Here is a 16,218-nt window from a genome sequence, read left to right as displayed (position 1 = left end):
ACTGGTGTGCTGAACACATCTTTTCTTTATAACAAGTACCTTAATTACCAGAAAGTCATCAATGGTGTAACCATTATTTCCAAGACTGTGACTCGATACACTTAGAACCAACCGAATATCAGCCCATTAGGCCAATTATCCTTCGGCTTATATCAAAACAGTCAGTTTTACCCCAAATTTCGGTTTATTAGTCATACATTTCCAGAAATCTCCTGACTCTCAGTAGAGAGTAGGCAAAGTGAATGGTCTTGCAGCCTCAAGCTCGTTAAAACTTTCCCGAAATACAGTTTTTGGCAGGAGCGTGGCGGGTATAGCGCTTGGTTTTAGCGCATGAAGGCCTTATAGTGTGTTCGTTCACAATCTGAGACCGGGCATAATGTTTCAAGACAATCCATTATTAGCACAGCTTAAAAAACAAATTCAGGAAACCCTTCCTAAAAAAGAAGGCAATATCAAAGCAACAGACCGTGGCTTTGGCTTCCTGGAAACAGACAACAAAGAAAGCTTCTTCATTCCGCCAACTTATATGAAAAATGTCATGCACGGCGACCGTGTTGTGGCAGTAATCCGTACTGAAAAAGAGCGGGAAGTTGCTGAGCCTCAGGAGCTGGTTGAACAGTTCATGACTCGCTTTATTGGCCGTGTAAAACTGATCCGCGACCGCCTGAATGTAGTACCGGATCACCCGCAACTAAAAGATGCGATCAAAGCACGCACCATCAAAGGCCTCAATCCGGAACTATTGAAAGAAGGCGACTGGGTTGTCGCTAACTTGACCCGACATCCATTGGTCGGCGACAACAAAACCTTCTTTTGTGAAATCAAAGAAAAGATCACTGACAGCAACGACAAAATTGCGCCATGGTGGGTAACACTGGCCCGTCATGAGCTACCGAACGCCGAACCAGCCCCTCAAGACAGCTGGAGCATGCTCGACGAAGAGCTGGAACGCCAGGATCTTACTGATCTGCCTTTCATTACTATCGACGGTGAATCCACCAAAGATATGGATGATGCTCTCTATACTGTCGCCAAAGATAATGGCAGCTTTGAGATCACGATTGCTATTGCCGATCCGACATCTTACATCTCCGTTGGCGATAAAATGGATGACGAAGCACGCCAGCGCGGCTTTACCATCTACCTGCCGGGTAGAAACATCCCGATGCTTCCAAGAGAGCTGAGTGACGAACTCTGCTCACTGATCGAAAACGAGAAACGCCCGGCGATCTGCTGCCGTGTGACCATTAATGCAGATGGTGTTATCCAAGACGATATTACCTTCTTTGCGGCATGGATTAAGTCTCAGGCTCGATTGGCTTATGACAAAGTATCAGATCTGATCGAACACGGTCAGTGCGAGGACTGGGCACCAAACGCTATCATCGCGGAGCAGATCAATGCACTGCATGGCTTTGCCAACGCGCGCAGCGAGTGGCGGGCCAACAACGCCGTTGTATTCCCGGATCGTCCGGATTATCGCTTTGAGCTTAGCGAAGATAACGACGTGGTTGCCATTCATACCGATCCTCGTCGTACCGCGAACCGAATGATCGAAGAAGCGATGATCACGGCGAATATTTGTGCCGGTCGTGTGCTGCAAGAGAAGTTCGGCATGGGTGTCTTCAACTACCACAATGGCTTCAATCCAGAAAAACTGGATGCCGCAATGGACTTCCTTAATAACGCAGAAGCGCCGTTCGAGAAAGAAGAACTGACTTTGCTGGAAGGTTTCAGTGCCCTACGTCGCTGGTTAAATGCCCAGGAGACGCCGTATCTCGATAACCGCCTTCGCAAGTTCCAGGCATACAGTGAAGTAGGCAACAAGCCTGCTCCTCATTATGCAATGGGACTCGATGTGTACGCGACATGGACATCCCCGATCCGTAAGTACGGTGATATGATTAACCATCGCCTGCTTAAAGCAGTGATTTCGGGTACCGAGCCGACTCAGACCCCGGATGACTCTGTTGGTGAAGAGATTGCCACTCACCGCCGCCACCATCGTATGGCCGAGCGTGATGTATCAGATTGGCTATACGTACGCCTGCTTAAAGATGCTGTGAAGGAAGAAACCGTCTTTACTGCCGAAATCTTTGACATCAACCGCGCGGGTATGCGCGTACGCTTGTTGGAGAACGGTGCTGCCGCATTCATCCCGGCTCCGCTTATCCTTGATAACAAGCAGCGCATCGAATGTAACAGTGATCTGGGTATCATCAACATCGATAAGGTCAAAGAGTATCAGCTCGGTGACTCTTTCGAAGTGAAACTGACAGAAGTGCGTAGTGTAACCCGCCAGCTGGTTGCCAAGCCGCTGAAAGAGTTTCCGGCTCCGGTTGCCGAAGGCGAGAACACCGCTCAGCCGTCGGAAGAAAAAGCCTAATTCCTTTTTCATCATGCAAAGGGTCAGTCGTTACTGGCCCTTTTTTATATCTATACCCAAGCCGACCGCCTATACCGCTTTCTTTCTGGCTCAATCTTGTTACTCTTAGCCCATAATTATTTTAAGCAGTACATCGAGTCAGCAATGTCAGAAGCAGTAAAATCAGACGTTATTCAACATGTTCAACAATGGCTGGAAGACGTAGTCATTGGCCTCAATCTATGCCCTTTTGCCGCCAAGCCAAACCGCAACAAGCAGATCAAGATCCATGTTTGCGAAACCAAATCAGAAGAGCAGCTACTGGAAGAAATCTACCAGCAGATCGTCACCCTTGACGACACATCGGCCGAAGAACTTGAAACCACGCTCGTTGTAGCCCCAAACCTGTTTGAACATTTTGATGACTACAATCAGTTTCTCAATCTTGTCGATGCCCTGATCATCCAGACCGGAAAAGAAGGGACCTACCAAATTGCTAGCTTCCATCCAGATTATTGTTTCTATGGAACCCAGCCGGACGATGCCGAAAACCTCACCAATCGTTCTCCTTATCCGATCTTTCACCTGATCCGTGAAGCCAGCATGGAAAAAGTGCTGAAACACTACCCGGATCCGGAAGGTATACCGGAGCGAAATATTGAGTGCGTAGAAGGTTTGTCCCCGGAACAGATTCGAAAATTATTTCCTTTTCTTATCAAGTAATTCAATTTAGTTACGATAAATAGATAACCAAAGGACGATGATTATTCGATTCGTGATAATGTGCCCTAATTAGAGAAACAGGTTGTAATGCCATCGATTTCATTTGCAATATTTAGAAGCGCAGGCGTTCGCTTCGGATTGCCGTTAATACTTGCTGTTCTAATGATATTCTCATTAGAACCGGTTCTGGCCAGCTTTTCCCCTTATCGCGGCCTGTTGCTGGTGCTTCCGTATATATTGCTAAGTCTTGTTATTCTTCTCAGCCAACCCTTCAATCAGGGAAAAACGGCGCTGACAGCCTTGCTGATGATGGTTGCCTTTTACATCATCCAGAACTACCTGCAGTCTCCGCTTTCAGATCATCAGACACATATTATCTATGTGTTGTTGGCCACCCTGTTACCTTTAAACCTGCTACAGCTTCACCTACTTCCAGAGCGACGGTTATTTTCCCGCTTTGGCACGGGCTACCTAATCTTTCTCGTCTGCCAGCTTGCCTGGGGGGCATTGGTTGTCAATCATTTTGCCGAGCAGGACCTCAGCGGGCTATGGGATAGCTACCTCTACGCATTGCCTGATGTCTCCCCTCTTCCTGTTTTGCTGATCCTGCTGTATCTGAGTATCGGATTAGCCTGCGCATCGGCAATCCTCAAACGTAATCATGGCTACGATCAGGCCATCTTTACCAGCCTGCTGTTTGCCGGTATTACATTCAGTGCGTTTGACCAGGACTTCATATCATCAACGGCCTTCTCGGTCGCAGCAGTACTGCTGCTGCTTAACCTCATCACCTGTAGCCATGAACTGGCCTATGTCGACCAGTTAACGGGGATCCCCGGCCGCCGAGCACTAGAAACTGAGCTCAAGCACCTAGGCCGAACCTATACGCTGGCGATGCTTGATGTTGACCACTTCAAGAAATTCAATGACACACACGGACACAAAACAGGTGATGATGTGTTACGGCTAGTTGCCCAGTTTATGCAGCGAGTAAGAGGCGGCGCCGAGGTATTCCGCTACGGCGGAGAAGAGTTTACGGTGTTATTTAAAGGGAAGGAAAGTAACGAGTGTATCGATCATCTCGATCAGCTCAGGCAAGATATTGCCAACTATGAGATGGTCATTCGCCAATACGATGATCGGCCTTCAAACAACCAGAAAGGCGTAAAAATGCGGAAAAAGCAGTCTAAACAGGAGACTGTTACCGTCACAGTGAGTATCGGCCTTGCCGACAGCTTTCCCGATCACAACCCTGCCGCCGTTCTTAAGGCTGCCGATGAGGCACTGTATAAAGCCAAAAAATCAGGCCGCAATAAAGTCAGTCAGTAACAACCTTCTCACCAGAAATAAAAAACCCGATGAAATCATCGGGTATCGGTTACCAATAAAACTTATCTTTTCCTATTGCTAGCAGAAGAGTAAGTCCAGCTATGCAGCAACGCCAATATAAGGTTAAGTACAGAGAGCCCTAACAGATCGGCGGCCAAACCATTGTCAGGAACTGCACTTGGGAGTCGCTCACCATAAGCAAATGAGCGTTATTGTTATTCTTAATACTTACCAGAAAGCACTTTCATCTCAGTGCTTCCCGTGGAAATCTAATCACCCGAGCCCAGACCAATAACTGACAATAAGCTCACGAGGAAAATTAATACCTTATGCGCATTATACTAGCAGCCAATGCCGCGCTTTAAAACTAAAAATGCAGTGAATTGAGATATCCTCTTATCCTTCGGCGTTATCGTATTTGATGTTTATTTCCTGGAACAAGAGCAATTGAAATGCGGGAAGGGTAGATAATCAGCGACTTTCTTAAGAGATAAAAAAAGACCTGTCCGAAGACAGGCCTTTTGTTGTTATGTGATAACCAGTTAACCTTTCACGCCACCAGCTGTCAAGCCACCTACAAGGAACTTCTGAGCCAGCAAGAACACGATAGTAATAGGAATTGCTGATAGTACCGCAGCTGCCGCGAAATCGCCCCACAGGTAGTTCTGAGGATACAGGTACTGCTGCATACCTACTGCCAGGGTGTAATTCTCCACATCCGTTAGTAGCAACGATGCTACAGGTACTTCTCCAACCAGACCGATGAACGACAGAATGAATACTACCGCTAGAATTGGCACTGATAGTGGAAGCAGAACATAACGGAATGCTTGCCAAGGCGTTGCGCCATCAAGTGCTGCTGCCTCTTCAAGTGAAACGTCAATCGTTTCAAAGTAGCCCTTGATAGTCCAGACGTGAAGAGCGATACCCCCCAGGTAAGAGAAAATCAAACCACCATGCGTATTCAGTCCCATGAACGGAATGTACTGGCCTAAACGGTCAAACAATGCGTATAGGGCAACCAGAGCCAGAACAGCTGGGAACATCTGGAAAATCATCATCCCTTTAAGGATTGTGTCTTTACCTTTAAAACGCATACGGGCAAATGCATAAGCACTGGTTGTCGACAGTGCAACAATGATAATTGAGGTAATACCTGCAACTTTCACTGTATTCCACAGCCACAGCAGTACTGGGAATGGTGGTGGTGTTACCGTACCGTCACTGTTAGTTACCGCAAAACCTAATGCCAGACGCCAGTGATCCAATGTTGGATGAGTTGGAATTATCTCACCACCGGCGAAGTTACCTTCACGGAAGGAAATCGCAATGATCATTAATAACGGAAAGATAATCATTGATAAGAAAATACATAAGCCGATATGTGTTGCCCATACCCTGTACTTCAATGACTTTGATGGAACCATAGCCATAACGTCTCTCCTTAGTCCTGTGAAAGCTTAGTGAATCGAAGATTAAGTAGTGCCATACCACCCACCAGTAAGAAAATAATTGTCGCGATTGCACCAGCAAGACCAAAGTCCTGACCGCCGCCGCCTTCGAAGGCGATACGGTAGGTATAGCTTACGAGCAGATCCGTGTATCCAGCAGGCTCCGAGGTGCCCACCATGTTCGGACCACCAGCAGTCAGTAGCTGAATCATTACAAAGTTATTGAAGTTAAATGCGAAGCTCGCAATAAGTAGCGGTGTCAGCGGCTTGATCAACATCGGTAGTGTAATGTTGAAGAAGTTCTGAATCGGACCCGCACCATCAATCGCAGAGGCCTCGTATAAATCAGACGGAATAGATTTCAACAGGCCCATACACAAGATCATCATGTAAGGGAAACCCAACCAGGTATTGACCAGCACCACCATGACCCTTGCCATGATTGGATCAGAGAACCACGATGGCTTAATACCGAATATAGCTTCAAGGAACAAGTTTATCTCACCAAAGCTCTGGTTAAATAAACCCTTGAATATCAAAATGGAAATGAACGCCGGTACCGCATAGGGAAGAATTAGAAGTACGCGATAAATACTGCTGCCTTTCAATGGCTCCCACTGAACGAGACACGCTAGTACCATACCTAAAGCCAGTGTTAAAGCGACCGCTAGGAAAGCAAAAACAACAGTCCAGATAAAGATACCGATAAATGGTTCTTTAATACCATCATCCGTCATCACTCGCTCGAAGTTAGCCATACCAACACCGACAGCAAATCCCGGAGAGATTGTCTTACCAACAAAGTTACCGTCAGCATCGACAGGCTGGTAGAAACCTACCTCCATATTCGGCTTATACAGCTGCTGTGTTTGATTGTTCAGCATGGTCAGGCCGTCTTCCTGCAGCGTAAACAGAGGAGTATCGGCTGCAAACTTACGCAAGCCACTCATTCTGATCTCATGGCCGCTTGGCATAACCAATTCAACTTTTGACAAGCTGGCACGGTTTTGAACGATCGTCTTGATCTTCTCTTTCTCACCCTGAACGCTGTCAACAGCGCGCAGGCTCATCGCGTCCTCTGTCGGAGCGACAAGGTCGAAAACGTCAGAAGCCAGCAGTTCACCGTTCGCATTGATTATCAACTGGTGGCCGTTATCCACTTTGTACAAATCAAAGCGGAAACTCTCGCCAGACTGGAAGCTTCTTTGCTCCAGAACAGCCTGTGTTCTTTCCAGCGATAGCTGGTTCGATGCACTGTAGTTAGTAAAAGCAAGCCCAACGGTATACACCAATGGGAAAATAATGAAAATAAGCATCCCTGCAATACCAGGGAAGATGTAACGGTGGGCGTAAGTTTTGTTGCTTCCAAAAATATAAAGAGCAAGTGCGGTTAGGACAACGGTAAGAAGTGCAAAAGGCATTTCACCTTGTGCATACATTAATACGGTAGCATAACCATTAACTGCGCCGATCATGCCCAGAAGCGACCATTTCAGCCACTTGCGATAATTTAATTTAGGACTTTCCTGTTGTGGTTCCAAAAGTCCTGCACCTTGAACTGACTGCATCTCAGCTCCTTGCTAGCAAAAAATGACAATAAAATGGGGAGAGTTACCCCTCCCCGCAAAAAGGTATTACTTAAGCATGTGGCCCGCAGCTTCGTCTAGCGCGCCATTAATGTCCTGACGGCCATCAACAACGTTCTTGATTGCATTACCCTGGGCGTACCAGAATGCTGCCATCTGTGGAACGTTCGGCATGATTTCACCGTTCATTGCGTTATCCATAGTGGCTGCAATGCGAACATCTTTGTCCAGCTTCTTCTGGAATGATTTCAGAGCTACCGCACCAAGAGGCTTGTCATCATTTACTTTACCCAGACCTTCGTCAGTCAGTAGGTAGTTCTCGATGAACTCAACCGCTAGATCCTGGTTTGGCGATGCAGAGCTGATACCCGCAGTCAGGATACCGACGAACGGCTTAGATGGGCTACCGTTCAGCTTAGGCAGAACAGTTACACCGTAGTTGATACCAGACTTCTCAACGTTGCCCCAAGACCATGGGCCGTTGATAGTCATTGCCACATTACCTTTGTTGAACTCAGCTTCAGATACGCTGTAGTCCATATCTGGCGAGATGACCTTCTTGTCTACCAAAGACTTGATGAAGTTCATACCATGTTTCGCGCCGGCGTTATTCACACCCACATCTTTCACGTCGTATCCGCTTGCAGTGAACTTGAACGCGTAACCGCCATCAGCCGATAGTAGCGGCCATGTGAAGTACGGTTCTTTCAGGTTCCACATGATAGCTTTCTTGCCATCTTTCTGAAGCTTCTTGTCTAGTGCTTCAACGTCTTCCCAGTTTTTAGGTGGGTTTGGAACAAGATCCTTGTTATAAATCAGAGAAAGTGCTTCAACAGCAACCGGGTAGCCGATGTACTTACCGTCGTACTGGACAGCATCCCAAGTGAAGTCAATGATTTTGTCTTTTACTTCTTTAGATGGCTTAATTTCAGCCAACAGACCAGATTTAGCATAGCCACCAAAACGGTCGTGTGCCCAGAATACGATATCCGGACCGTCACCTGCTGCAGCAACCTGAGGGAACTTCTCAGACAGGCCATCAGGGAAAGCAACAGTTACTTTAACACCTGTGTCTTCTTCAAACTGCTTACCTACTTCAGCCAGGCCGTTATAACCTTTGTCGCCATTGATCCAGATAGTAAGTTGACCTTCTTCAATCGCGGCATGTGCATTTACAGAGCCAAGTGCGGCAAGGGTACAAAAAGCTACAGTGCTGAGGACTTTCTTCATTTTTAACATCCTTCATGATTGTTATATGTCGTACCGCAGAGACACTCTGCAGCACAATTTGCAGGTTGTATCATCTATCAGGAATCAGCACTCGGCATCATCCTGTGCCCTACGCCCCCTGACCCTGAGATTTAAAAGCGTGATCTGCGTCGTCCGGCTTAGTGACGCAGATCTAAAAAAGACACCTGAATGTGATGCAACGCACATAGTACTTCGATTAAATACCCACATCAGCAACAGGAATATCAAAGTGTGATCTAAACACTCCTCCCCCCCTCATCCCCCTTTTTTATTCTGACAAAGGAGGATGTTTCACCGTGACAGCTGGGTGAGAATAGCCTCATACCCAACGGGGTAGATGAAGAGACTTTTACTGTTCTATTTCGCAGTTTTGACTTTTTAGTAGTAACCACTTTAATTGGAAACGACAGCACCGCCTTACTTCTTGGGGAAGTAAGTAAGGTGGATTTGGTCAGGGTAGCAATTCATTCCACTGCCTGAGTGATACTCACGCTACCCATTTTTTTCTTCACTACACCTAAAAATTCTTTACCCGTAAGGCCAGGCATGAATATCATGCCGTATTAACACGCCTTACAGGCTACAACAAACTTAGAGGAATAGGCTCGATGACGAGTGTCACTTTACGAAATGTATGTAAAGCATATGGAGATAACCTGATTTCCAAAAATGTTGATCTCGATATTGCCGAAGGCGAATTCGTTGTATTTGTAGGGCCATCAGGCTGCGGCAAGTCTACCCTTCTTCGTTGTATCGCAGGTTTGGAAGATATTACATCAGGTGACCTGTACATCGGTGAGGAGCGAATGAACGATGTTCCTCCTTCTGAGCGCGGTGTAGGCATGGTTTTCCAATCTTATGCTTTGTATCCACACCTTAACCTGTTCGACAACATGTCGTTCGGTATGAAACTGGCAAAGGCTGACAAGAAAGAAATCAAAAAGCGTGTTGATCATGCTGCTGACATTCTTCAACTTGGTCACCTGTTAGATCGCCAGCCTAAAGCGCTTTCTGGCGGTCAACGTCAACGTGTTGCTATCGGCCGTACGCTTGTCTCCCAGCCAAATGTCTTCCTGCTTGATGAGCCGCTATCTAACCTTGATGCCGCCCTTCGTGTACAGATGCGTATCGAAATTGCCAAGCTACACAAACAACTTGGCTGTACCATGATCTACGTAACCCACGATCAGATCGAAGCCATGACCATGGCAGAGAAAATCGTTGTTCTTGATGGTGGTTATGTGTCTCAGGTTGGTAAGCCTCTTGAACTCTATCACTACCCACAGAACCGTTTTGTTGCAGGGTTTATCGGCTCACCGAAAATGAACTTCATGAGCGTGAACGTTGAGCAGGTTGAAGATGAACGTGTAATGGTCCAGATGGGCGACGGAAACACGTTCTGGATCCCGGTTGACGGCAGCACTGTAAACAAGGGTGATCGTATGTCACTGGGTATTCGCCCAGAGCATCTGGTATCTTGTGAAGAAGGTGATGTATGTGTCGAAGGTAAGATCCAGGTCATCGAAAAACTAGGCTACGAGACTCAAGCTTACTTGCACCTTGAGCATATGGATGCTGACTTTATCTACCGCCGTCCGGATACCCTAGATCTCGAAGCGGGTGACAAGTTTAAGGTTGGTATCCCTGCCCACCGCTGTCACCTGTTCCACAGCGACGGTAAAGCTTGTCGTCGTCTATACAAAGAGCCAGGCGTATAAGCCAACTCTTTCCCCCTAGACAAAAGCGCTGTTAGTTTTTAACAGCGCTTTTTTGTACCTGTCAGTTACACAAACTAAGCAATTGTTGGAGCCCGCGATGACGTTACACATCAGCCCTTTCGATGCCCGAATAAAAAACTATGATCCTAATCGCATGATCTTGCTAAAAGAGTTTGACATGCCTCAGCTCAACCGCCGCCGACTTGTACGCATTTACCTACCTGAAGATTACGCAACCAGCAGCAAGCGATACCCGGTCATCTATATGCATGACGGGCAGAATGTCTTCGAGCCGGAGCTTTGTATTTCAGGTATGAGCTGGCAGGCCGGCGAGCAACTCGATCATATGCAGGCAAACAATGAAACGGATGGCGTAATCATTGTCGCTGTTGATAACAGCCCGCTTCATGACGGCCTCGGACGGATGAATGAATACTCGCCATGGGCCTGTGAACTGGACTCAGAACTTCAAGGATGGAACGACATCAAACTCACTCTGGGCGGCGAAGGAGAAGCCTATGGCGCCTTTATCGCTGAAACCCTCAAACCCTATATCGACCAGCATTACCGAACCTGTAAAGAACGTGAGCATACGACGGTTGCCGGCAGCTCTATGGGCGGACTGATCAGCTTATACATTGCCCTTCGCTATCAACAAAACTTTGCCAGTGCCGGTGTATTTTCACCAGCATTCTGGTTCGCCGACAAACCGATAACAGACTTTATCCAGCAAACTGCTATCTTATTGCCGCTGAATATCTATATGGATATTGGCACCGCAGAAACCAGCGACCACTCGATTGCAGCATTTCCCTCTGTCTATCTTAACGGTGCCAAGCGTATTCACCAGTTGCTTCAGGACAAAAGCAACATGCTAAGCTGTAGCCTTACTGTTGAACAAGATGCCGTGCACAGTGAAAGTGCCTGGGCACGGCGTTTCCCTGATATGGTGAGGCAACTTTCTGCTCGCTAGAACTGAGGCTTTTCAACAGTAGTTTGGTGGAGGGGAATCCGCTTCACACCTAAACTTAAACAGTCTGGGGTTGTTGGCGCCGTAAGGCATACACGAGCAAATAATGACCCGGAATAAATTACACCCGGTCCAAATAATACCGGTAAAGATATCTGGATTTATCTTTGATGGAGGATCATTACATGAGCAGCCACGACAGAATTGAAGATATCGAGCAGCTGATCTATATGGCTTATCAGGAAGGCAATTACCAGGAGGCAAAAACGCTTGAAGCAAAAGTCAAAAGGCTCAAGGGAAACTCACACCTCTATGACGATAACGAGCCCTATTCAATAGAAGGGAAAGTATTTATCGATGAGTAAACAATGATATATCCGGCTTTCAAGCGGTGCCCAGTACCTTATGCGACCAGTAACCTATAGCCAAGCTAGATACCCTTACCGGTATGATTAGCTCAACATCAACGCCATAAACGAAAGGCGCAGCTCATCAAGCTGCGCCTTTTTGACTTCCCCAACTAAGCACCTGCTAGAACGGTGCTCGGTAACAATAGTTCAATAACGATGGCTCAGTAGCCATTCTCTGTAACCATGGGCTCTGTATTCATAGGAGGGCGTATGACTAGTCCCCCGCCTTGACGAGATCACTATCCTCTACGAATTTTTGCAATACATGCTGCCCTTTTAGCACAGGGAACCCGGTTGTAAGATCTGGGCTGGCAAACTGCAGCTGGCCAATTTGGTCCTGGTAGCTAGGCTGAACACAAACCAGCGCCATACGTTTGCCGTTTACTTCAGCTTCAATGGCTAATGGATCAAAACGTACACTAACCAGCTCCTCACCCAGATCTAGTTCAAGCAGGTATTTAGCCTTGTTATCAGCCGTTAGGATCAGCTCAAGCAATTCGCCGGATGCATGTGTATAACTCAACTGGTAGCTCTCTACGCCCCCTTCGGTACGATCAATAGCGACGTTCAGCGCGTTATCGGTACCAAAGCGCAATAACGCATGAGCTGAGTACCACGTCGACGGCAGGCAAGGTGACAGTGTCACCCTATCAGCCATTAAGTTCGGAGCAAAGCCCATATAATCCTGATAGCCGTTACGGGTAAACTCGGAAACAGACCATGCCTGGGCATAGGTACCTGTCGTCGTCACTTTACCTTCGATGTCCAGAAACGCATCCAGGTTCTCGCTCATTGTTCCTCGATGGCCGATAGACAAGATCTGTCGCGACAGATCTTTGGTCAGCTGGTAAGCAAAATCAGCATAGCCGTAAGCGATTAGGCTTGAAACCGTAAAGCCCGCATTCCAGCCCCAGATAGTGCCGTTATGATAGGCAGCATCCTTATGATATTCCTCACGGTTCGCGTGATACGGGTGAAAGTCGGGATCATACTGAGAAAGTGACGTGATCCCCCACGGGAACAACAGTTCAGTCACCGCATTTTTTACCACCTTCGCCCCGGTTGTTTTATCAACCAGACCACCGTCAAACGGTACGGTCAGTGTCATCAGCTGGTTAGGGCGTACCTGCAAGTCACGACTGTTATCTTCCCGCAAACGATCTGCCAGTTGCTCTTTGCTCTCATCCCAGAACATTGCCTGGAAGCTCGACTGCACCTTATCGGCAAGCGTGCGATAATGCAGTGCTGATTCCAGATCATCATTCAACCTTGCCAGCTCTACAGCTACCTTCAGGCTGGTATACCACAACGCCTGAATGTCGTTAGCGCGGTTACCCCGGGCAGACCACGGCAGCTTACCTTCTAGTTTGGCATCCATCCAGGTATCGGGATCCCGGTGGGTCATCAGGCCGTACTCATCAAGGTAATGTTTCTCGATACCGTCGATATAAGTTTGGACTACCGGATAAATCGATTTGGCATACTCAAGATCACCACTGTACCTCAGATAATCCCACACCTCCCTCACCATCCAGGGTGTGCCATCCGTGGTGTTGTAAATCATATTGGTCAGGCTAGTCACCCGATTAGGGATCCGACCATAGTTGATGCTTTGCTCGTCTGTCAGCTGCATTGAGGCAAAGTTATCGATGATGGTTTTTGCATCATCAAAATCCCCGTTTACCAGAGTAATACCCGGCAAGGCAATGAAGGAATCGCGTCCCCAGCAGTCTTTGAACCACGGTAAACCGGCCCAGATCCCTTTGCCAAACTCATTGGAAACAAACACCTTGCCAGATGCCTTGGCCCACATCAGCGCGCGGTTATACTCGAGATCCGATGTCCAAAGGTACGACTGCGCCAACATGTCATAAGTGTTTTGCTGGTGGCGGGTATAACCGTCCTGCTTCAACAGCTTATTGGCCTGTGCGACCGCCTCCGCTTCCGTTTCGGCAAATGCCAGATAAAGCGTAATACTGGTTTCTTTTTCAAGAGTTTCAATCACAGGCTTGACATGGCTGCCGCTTAGGTGCACCACATCGTTCAAGGCCGGAAGATCTGCAAACGTTGACTCCTTGAAGCGGAAAGCCCGGTTGGCACTCAAAGCAATAAATGACGGGTTGTTGTCCTGTCTCAGCGCCGGATCAAGAGCGTATACCACGCCATTATCAAAACGGGTAACCGTCGAGGCATTTATAGCAAGGTTTAGTTGCGGAGCAATCGACAGCGTTGCCGCATGCACTGAGGAAACCTTGATTACCGCTCCTCGCTGCTGAGTCAACAGCATAAAGGTGTCCGAAACCTCATTATTGTAATGATGAGTCACGCCATAAGGGAAAATCGCCGCTTCGGGTGCAACGTTCTTGTCATTAATCTTACCGTCGACAAAAGACGCAAATGTCCCCAGATACCAGCCTTGTTTATGTCGGTATTTACCAGCAGCTACAAACCCATGGGTGACACCCTCAAAATAACCATCAACATTATCGCCAAAGACAAACGGGACGCTGCTATCTGCAGTGATAGCCAGTTGCTCGAACAACGCATCAGGTGCCAATACTGGCTCGGGCTTAGCCTGTAATGAACCCGATTCTGCCACGATGGAAAAATCAGCCTGAACCAAATCACGACTCGGCTCGGCATCTCGATTCTCGCCGCCCTTTGCGATCAGCAAAGAAGGCTCACCTGCTGTCACGATCAACGAGACAGTATAAAGGCCGGTCTCAGGGGCCAGGAATGATAGATCATTGCCGATCCCTTTGGCTGCGATTAACGGCTGAGACTGATCGACAAAACATGATACTGCCTTGTATTTGTCAGCAGAAAAAGTCAGCTGTTCACTGCCTTGCTGATCAGAAACCTTAAAGCTGTGCTGATCTGCCGACAGACAAATAACCGCCTGATAGCATCCCTCGCCCATATAGGCCATTGGAGTATCATCTCCCCAGCCATTAAACGTGCCCTTTACATACAACTGTTCGCTATACGGAGCTTGTTCTAACCCGTTCACATATCTTCCTTATCAATAAGCGATATATCGTTTTTACTTGATATCAAATGCAAAAATGTCTTATTCAGATAGCACAATGCGCAGACTAGGCTGCGCATTGATTTGATTGCTATGACGTTGCTATTGCCATTAAAGGCTCACAATCGTCTTACTTGTTAATCTGAGAAGCCGCGGTATCCAACGCTTCTTTAACTGTCTGACGACCAAGCAGTGCATTTTCGATAGCTGCACCTTCAGCGAACCAGTAAGCCGTCATTTCAGGAATGTTAGGCATGATTTCACCGTTTTCGGCATTGGTCATCGTAGCCGCAATACGGCTGTCTTTAGCCAGAACATTCTGGAATGATTTCAGTGTTACTGCACCAAGAGGCTTGTCATCGTTAACCATCTTCAGGCCTTCGTTGGTTAGCAGGTAGTTCTCAAGGAACTCAACAGACAGGTCCTGATTCGGGCTAGCGGCGTTGATACCGGCACTCAGTACGCCAACAAATGGGTTAGAAGCACCACCGTCAAGCGTCGGCAGTACAGCAACACCGTAGTTTAGGTTTGATTTTTCAAGGTTACCCCACGACCATGGACCGTTGATGGTCATCGCGACATTACCTTTGTTGAATTCAGATTCAGAGACCGCGTAATCCATATCCGGTGAAATAACATCTTTCTTAGCCAGGTCAACCAGGAAGCTCAAACCGGCAATACCCGCGTCGCTGTTCACACCCACCTGCTTGCCATCAAAGCCAGATTCGGTTTTCTTAAACGCATAACCACCGTTGGCAGAAATCATCGGCCATGTGAAGTAAGCATTCTTCACATCCCACATGATGGCTTTCTTGCCTTTTGCCTGCATTTGCTTCTCAATGGCATACAGCTCTTCCCATGTTTTTGGTGGTTCAGGAAGCAGGTCTTTGTTATAAATCAGAGATGGAGACTCAACAGCCATTGGGTAGCCAACCAGCTTGCCATCGTACGTCACCGCATCCCAGCTGAAATCGACAAACTTGTCCTTAAACTCTGCAGAAGGTTTTACTTCAGCCAATAGACCTGATTTAGCGTATCCGCCAAAACGATCGTGAGCCCAGAAGATGATGTCCGGACCGCCACCTGTTGCTGCTACCTGCTGGAATTTAGCTTCCAGAGACTCAGGGTACTGAACGTTAACTTTGACACCGGTATCTTCTTCGAACTTGCGACCAACTTCTGCAAGGCCTTCATAACCTTTATCGCCGTTAATCCAAATCAGGATTTCACCTTCTTCCATGGCAGACGCTGCCATTGGAAAAGCTAGTGCAGTTGTAAGAGAGCAAAGAGTCAGAGTTTTCAGAACACGTTTCATAGTCGATTTCCGTTGTAATTTTTATGAACAGGGGTATTCTCCCCCCCCCCCTGGCTGATGCCCTGGCTGATG

General features: G+C 47.5%; 11 protein-coding genes. 6 read left to right on the top strand and 5 right to left on the bottom strand.

The window, feature by feature from the left end; all coding sequences use genetic code 11:
* Positions 1-376 precede the first annotated feature (376 nt).
* From L4D19_RS23470 to L4D19_RS23460, 3 genes are all read left to right on the top strand, one after another.
* Entirely contained in the window at positions 377-2,386 is a 2,010-nt protein-coding gene (locus L4D19_RS23470; protein WP_428454474.1) for an exoribonuclease II, read from the top strand.
* 144 nt (positions 2,387-2,530) lie between these two features.
* Positions 2,531-3,088 carry a DUF1415 domain-containing protein gene (locus L4D19_RS23465; RefSeq protein WP_428454473.1) on the top strand — a complete coding sequence of 186 codons (558 nt, stop codon included), beginning with the start codon at positions 2,531-2,533 and terminating at the stop codon, positions 3,086-3,088.
* Positions 3,089-3,250: 162 nt separating this feature from the next.
* On the top strand, positions 3,251-4,417 hold the full coding sequence (locus tag L4D19_RS23460; protein ID WP_428454472.1) for a GGDEF domain-containing protein: 1,167 nt from the start codon (positions 3,251-3,253) through the stop codon (positions 4,415-4,417).
* Positions 4,418-4,959: 542 nt separating this feature from the next.
* Here the strand turns inward: L4D19_RS23460 and malG are convergent.
* From malG to malE (L4D19_RS23445), 3 genes are all read right to left on the bottom strand, one after another.
* The gene (gene malG / locus L4D19_RS23455) at positions 4,960-5,850 is read right to left on the bottom strand and encodes a maltose ABC transporter permease MalG (RefSeq protein WP_160655899.1); all 891 of its coding nucleotides are present in this window, start codon (positions 5,848-5,850) and stop codon (positions 4,960-4,962) included.
* An 11-nt stretch (positions 5,851-5,861) separates the two neighbouring features.
* Positions 5,862-7,436: a maltose ABC transporter permease MalF gene (gene malF, locus L4D19_RS23450; RefSeq protein ID WP_428454471.1), complete on the bottom strand. Its 1,575-nt coding sequence runs from the start codon at positions 7,434-7,436 to the stop codon at positions 5,862-5,864.
* Positions 7,437-7,502: 66 nt separating this feature from the next.
* The gene (malE, locus tag L4D19_RS23445; protein WP_239413431.1) at positions 7,503-8,684 is read right to left on the bottom strand and encodes a maltose/maltodextrin ABC transporter substrate-binding protein MalE; all 1,182 of its coding nucleotides are present in this window, start codon (positions 8,682-8,684) and stop codon (positions 7,503-7,505) included.
* Between the two features lie 629 nt (positions 8,685-9,313).
* Between malE (L4D19_RS23445) and malK the strand changes: the two genes are divergently transcribed.
* From malK to L4D19_RS23430, 3 genes are all read left to right on the top strand, one after another.
* Entirely contained in the window at positions 9,314-10,423 is a 1,110-nt protein-coding gene (gene malK, locus L4D19_RS23440; protein ID WP_428454470.1) for a maltose/maltodextrin ABC transporter ATP-binding protein MalK, read from the top strand.
* Between the two features lie 97 nt (positions 10,424-10,520).
* Complete coding sequence (locus L4D19_RS23435) at positions 10,521-11,396, top strand: alpha/beta hydrolase (RefSeq protein WP_428454469.1); 876 nt, start codon at positions 10,521-10,523, stop codon at positions 11,394-11,396.
* Positions 11,397-11,578: 182 nt separating this feature from the next.
* On the top strand, positions 11,579-11,758 hold the full coding sequence (locus tag L4D19_RS23430) for a hypothetical protein (RefSeq protein ID WP_428454468.1): 180 nt from the start codon (positions 11,579-11,581) through the stop codon (positions 11,756-11,758).
* A 259-nt stretch (positions 11,759-12,017) separates the two neighbouring features.
* Here the strand turns inward: L4D19_RS23430 and L4D19_RS23425 are convergent, their stop codons facing one another.
* Together L4D19_RS23425 and malE (L4D19_RS23420) are read right to left on the bottom strand one after the other, a co-directional pair.
* Positions 12,018-14,813, bottom strand: coding sequence for an amylo-alpha-1,6-glucosidase (locus tag L4D19_RS23425; RefSeq protein WP_428454467.1), 2,796 nt, complete (start codon positions 14,811-14,813; stop codon positions 12,018-12,020).
* A gap of 148 nt (positions 14,814-14,961) precedes the next feature.
* Positions 14,962-16,146 (bottom strand): maltose/maltodextrin ABC transporter substrate-binding protein MalE, encoded by a 1,185-nt coding sequence (gene malE, locus L4D19_RS23420; protein WP_428454466.1) that lies wholly within the window; start codon positions 16,144-16,146, stop codon positions 14,962-14,964.
* Positions 16,147-16,218 lie beyond the last annotated feature (72 nt).

This window comes from Photobacterium kasasachensis (assembly GCF_050336885.1).
GTDB classification, from domain to species: Bacteria; Pseudomonadota; Gammaproteobacteria; order Enterobacterales; family Vibrionaceae; genus Photobacterium; species Photobacterium kasasachensis.
Note: the sequence above shows the minus strand (reverse complement) of the source record. Positions and strands in the feature narration are given on the sequence as shown.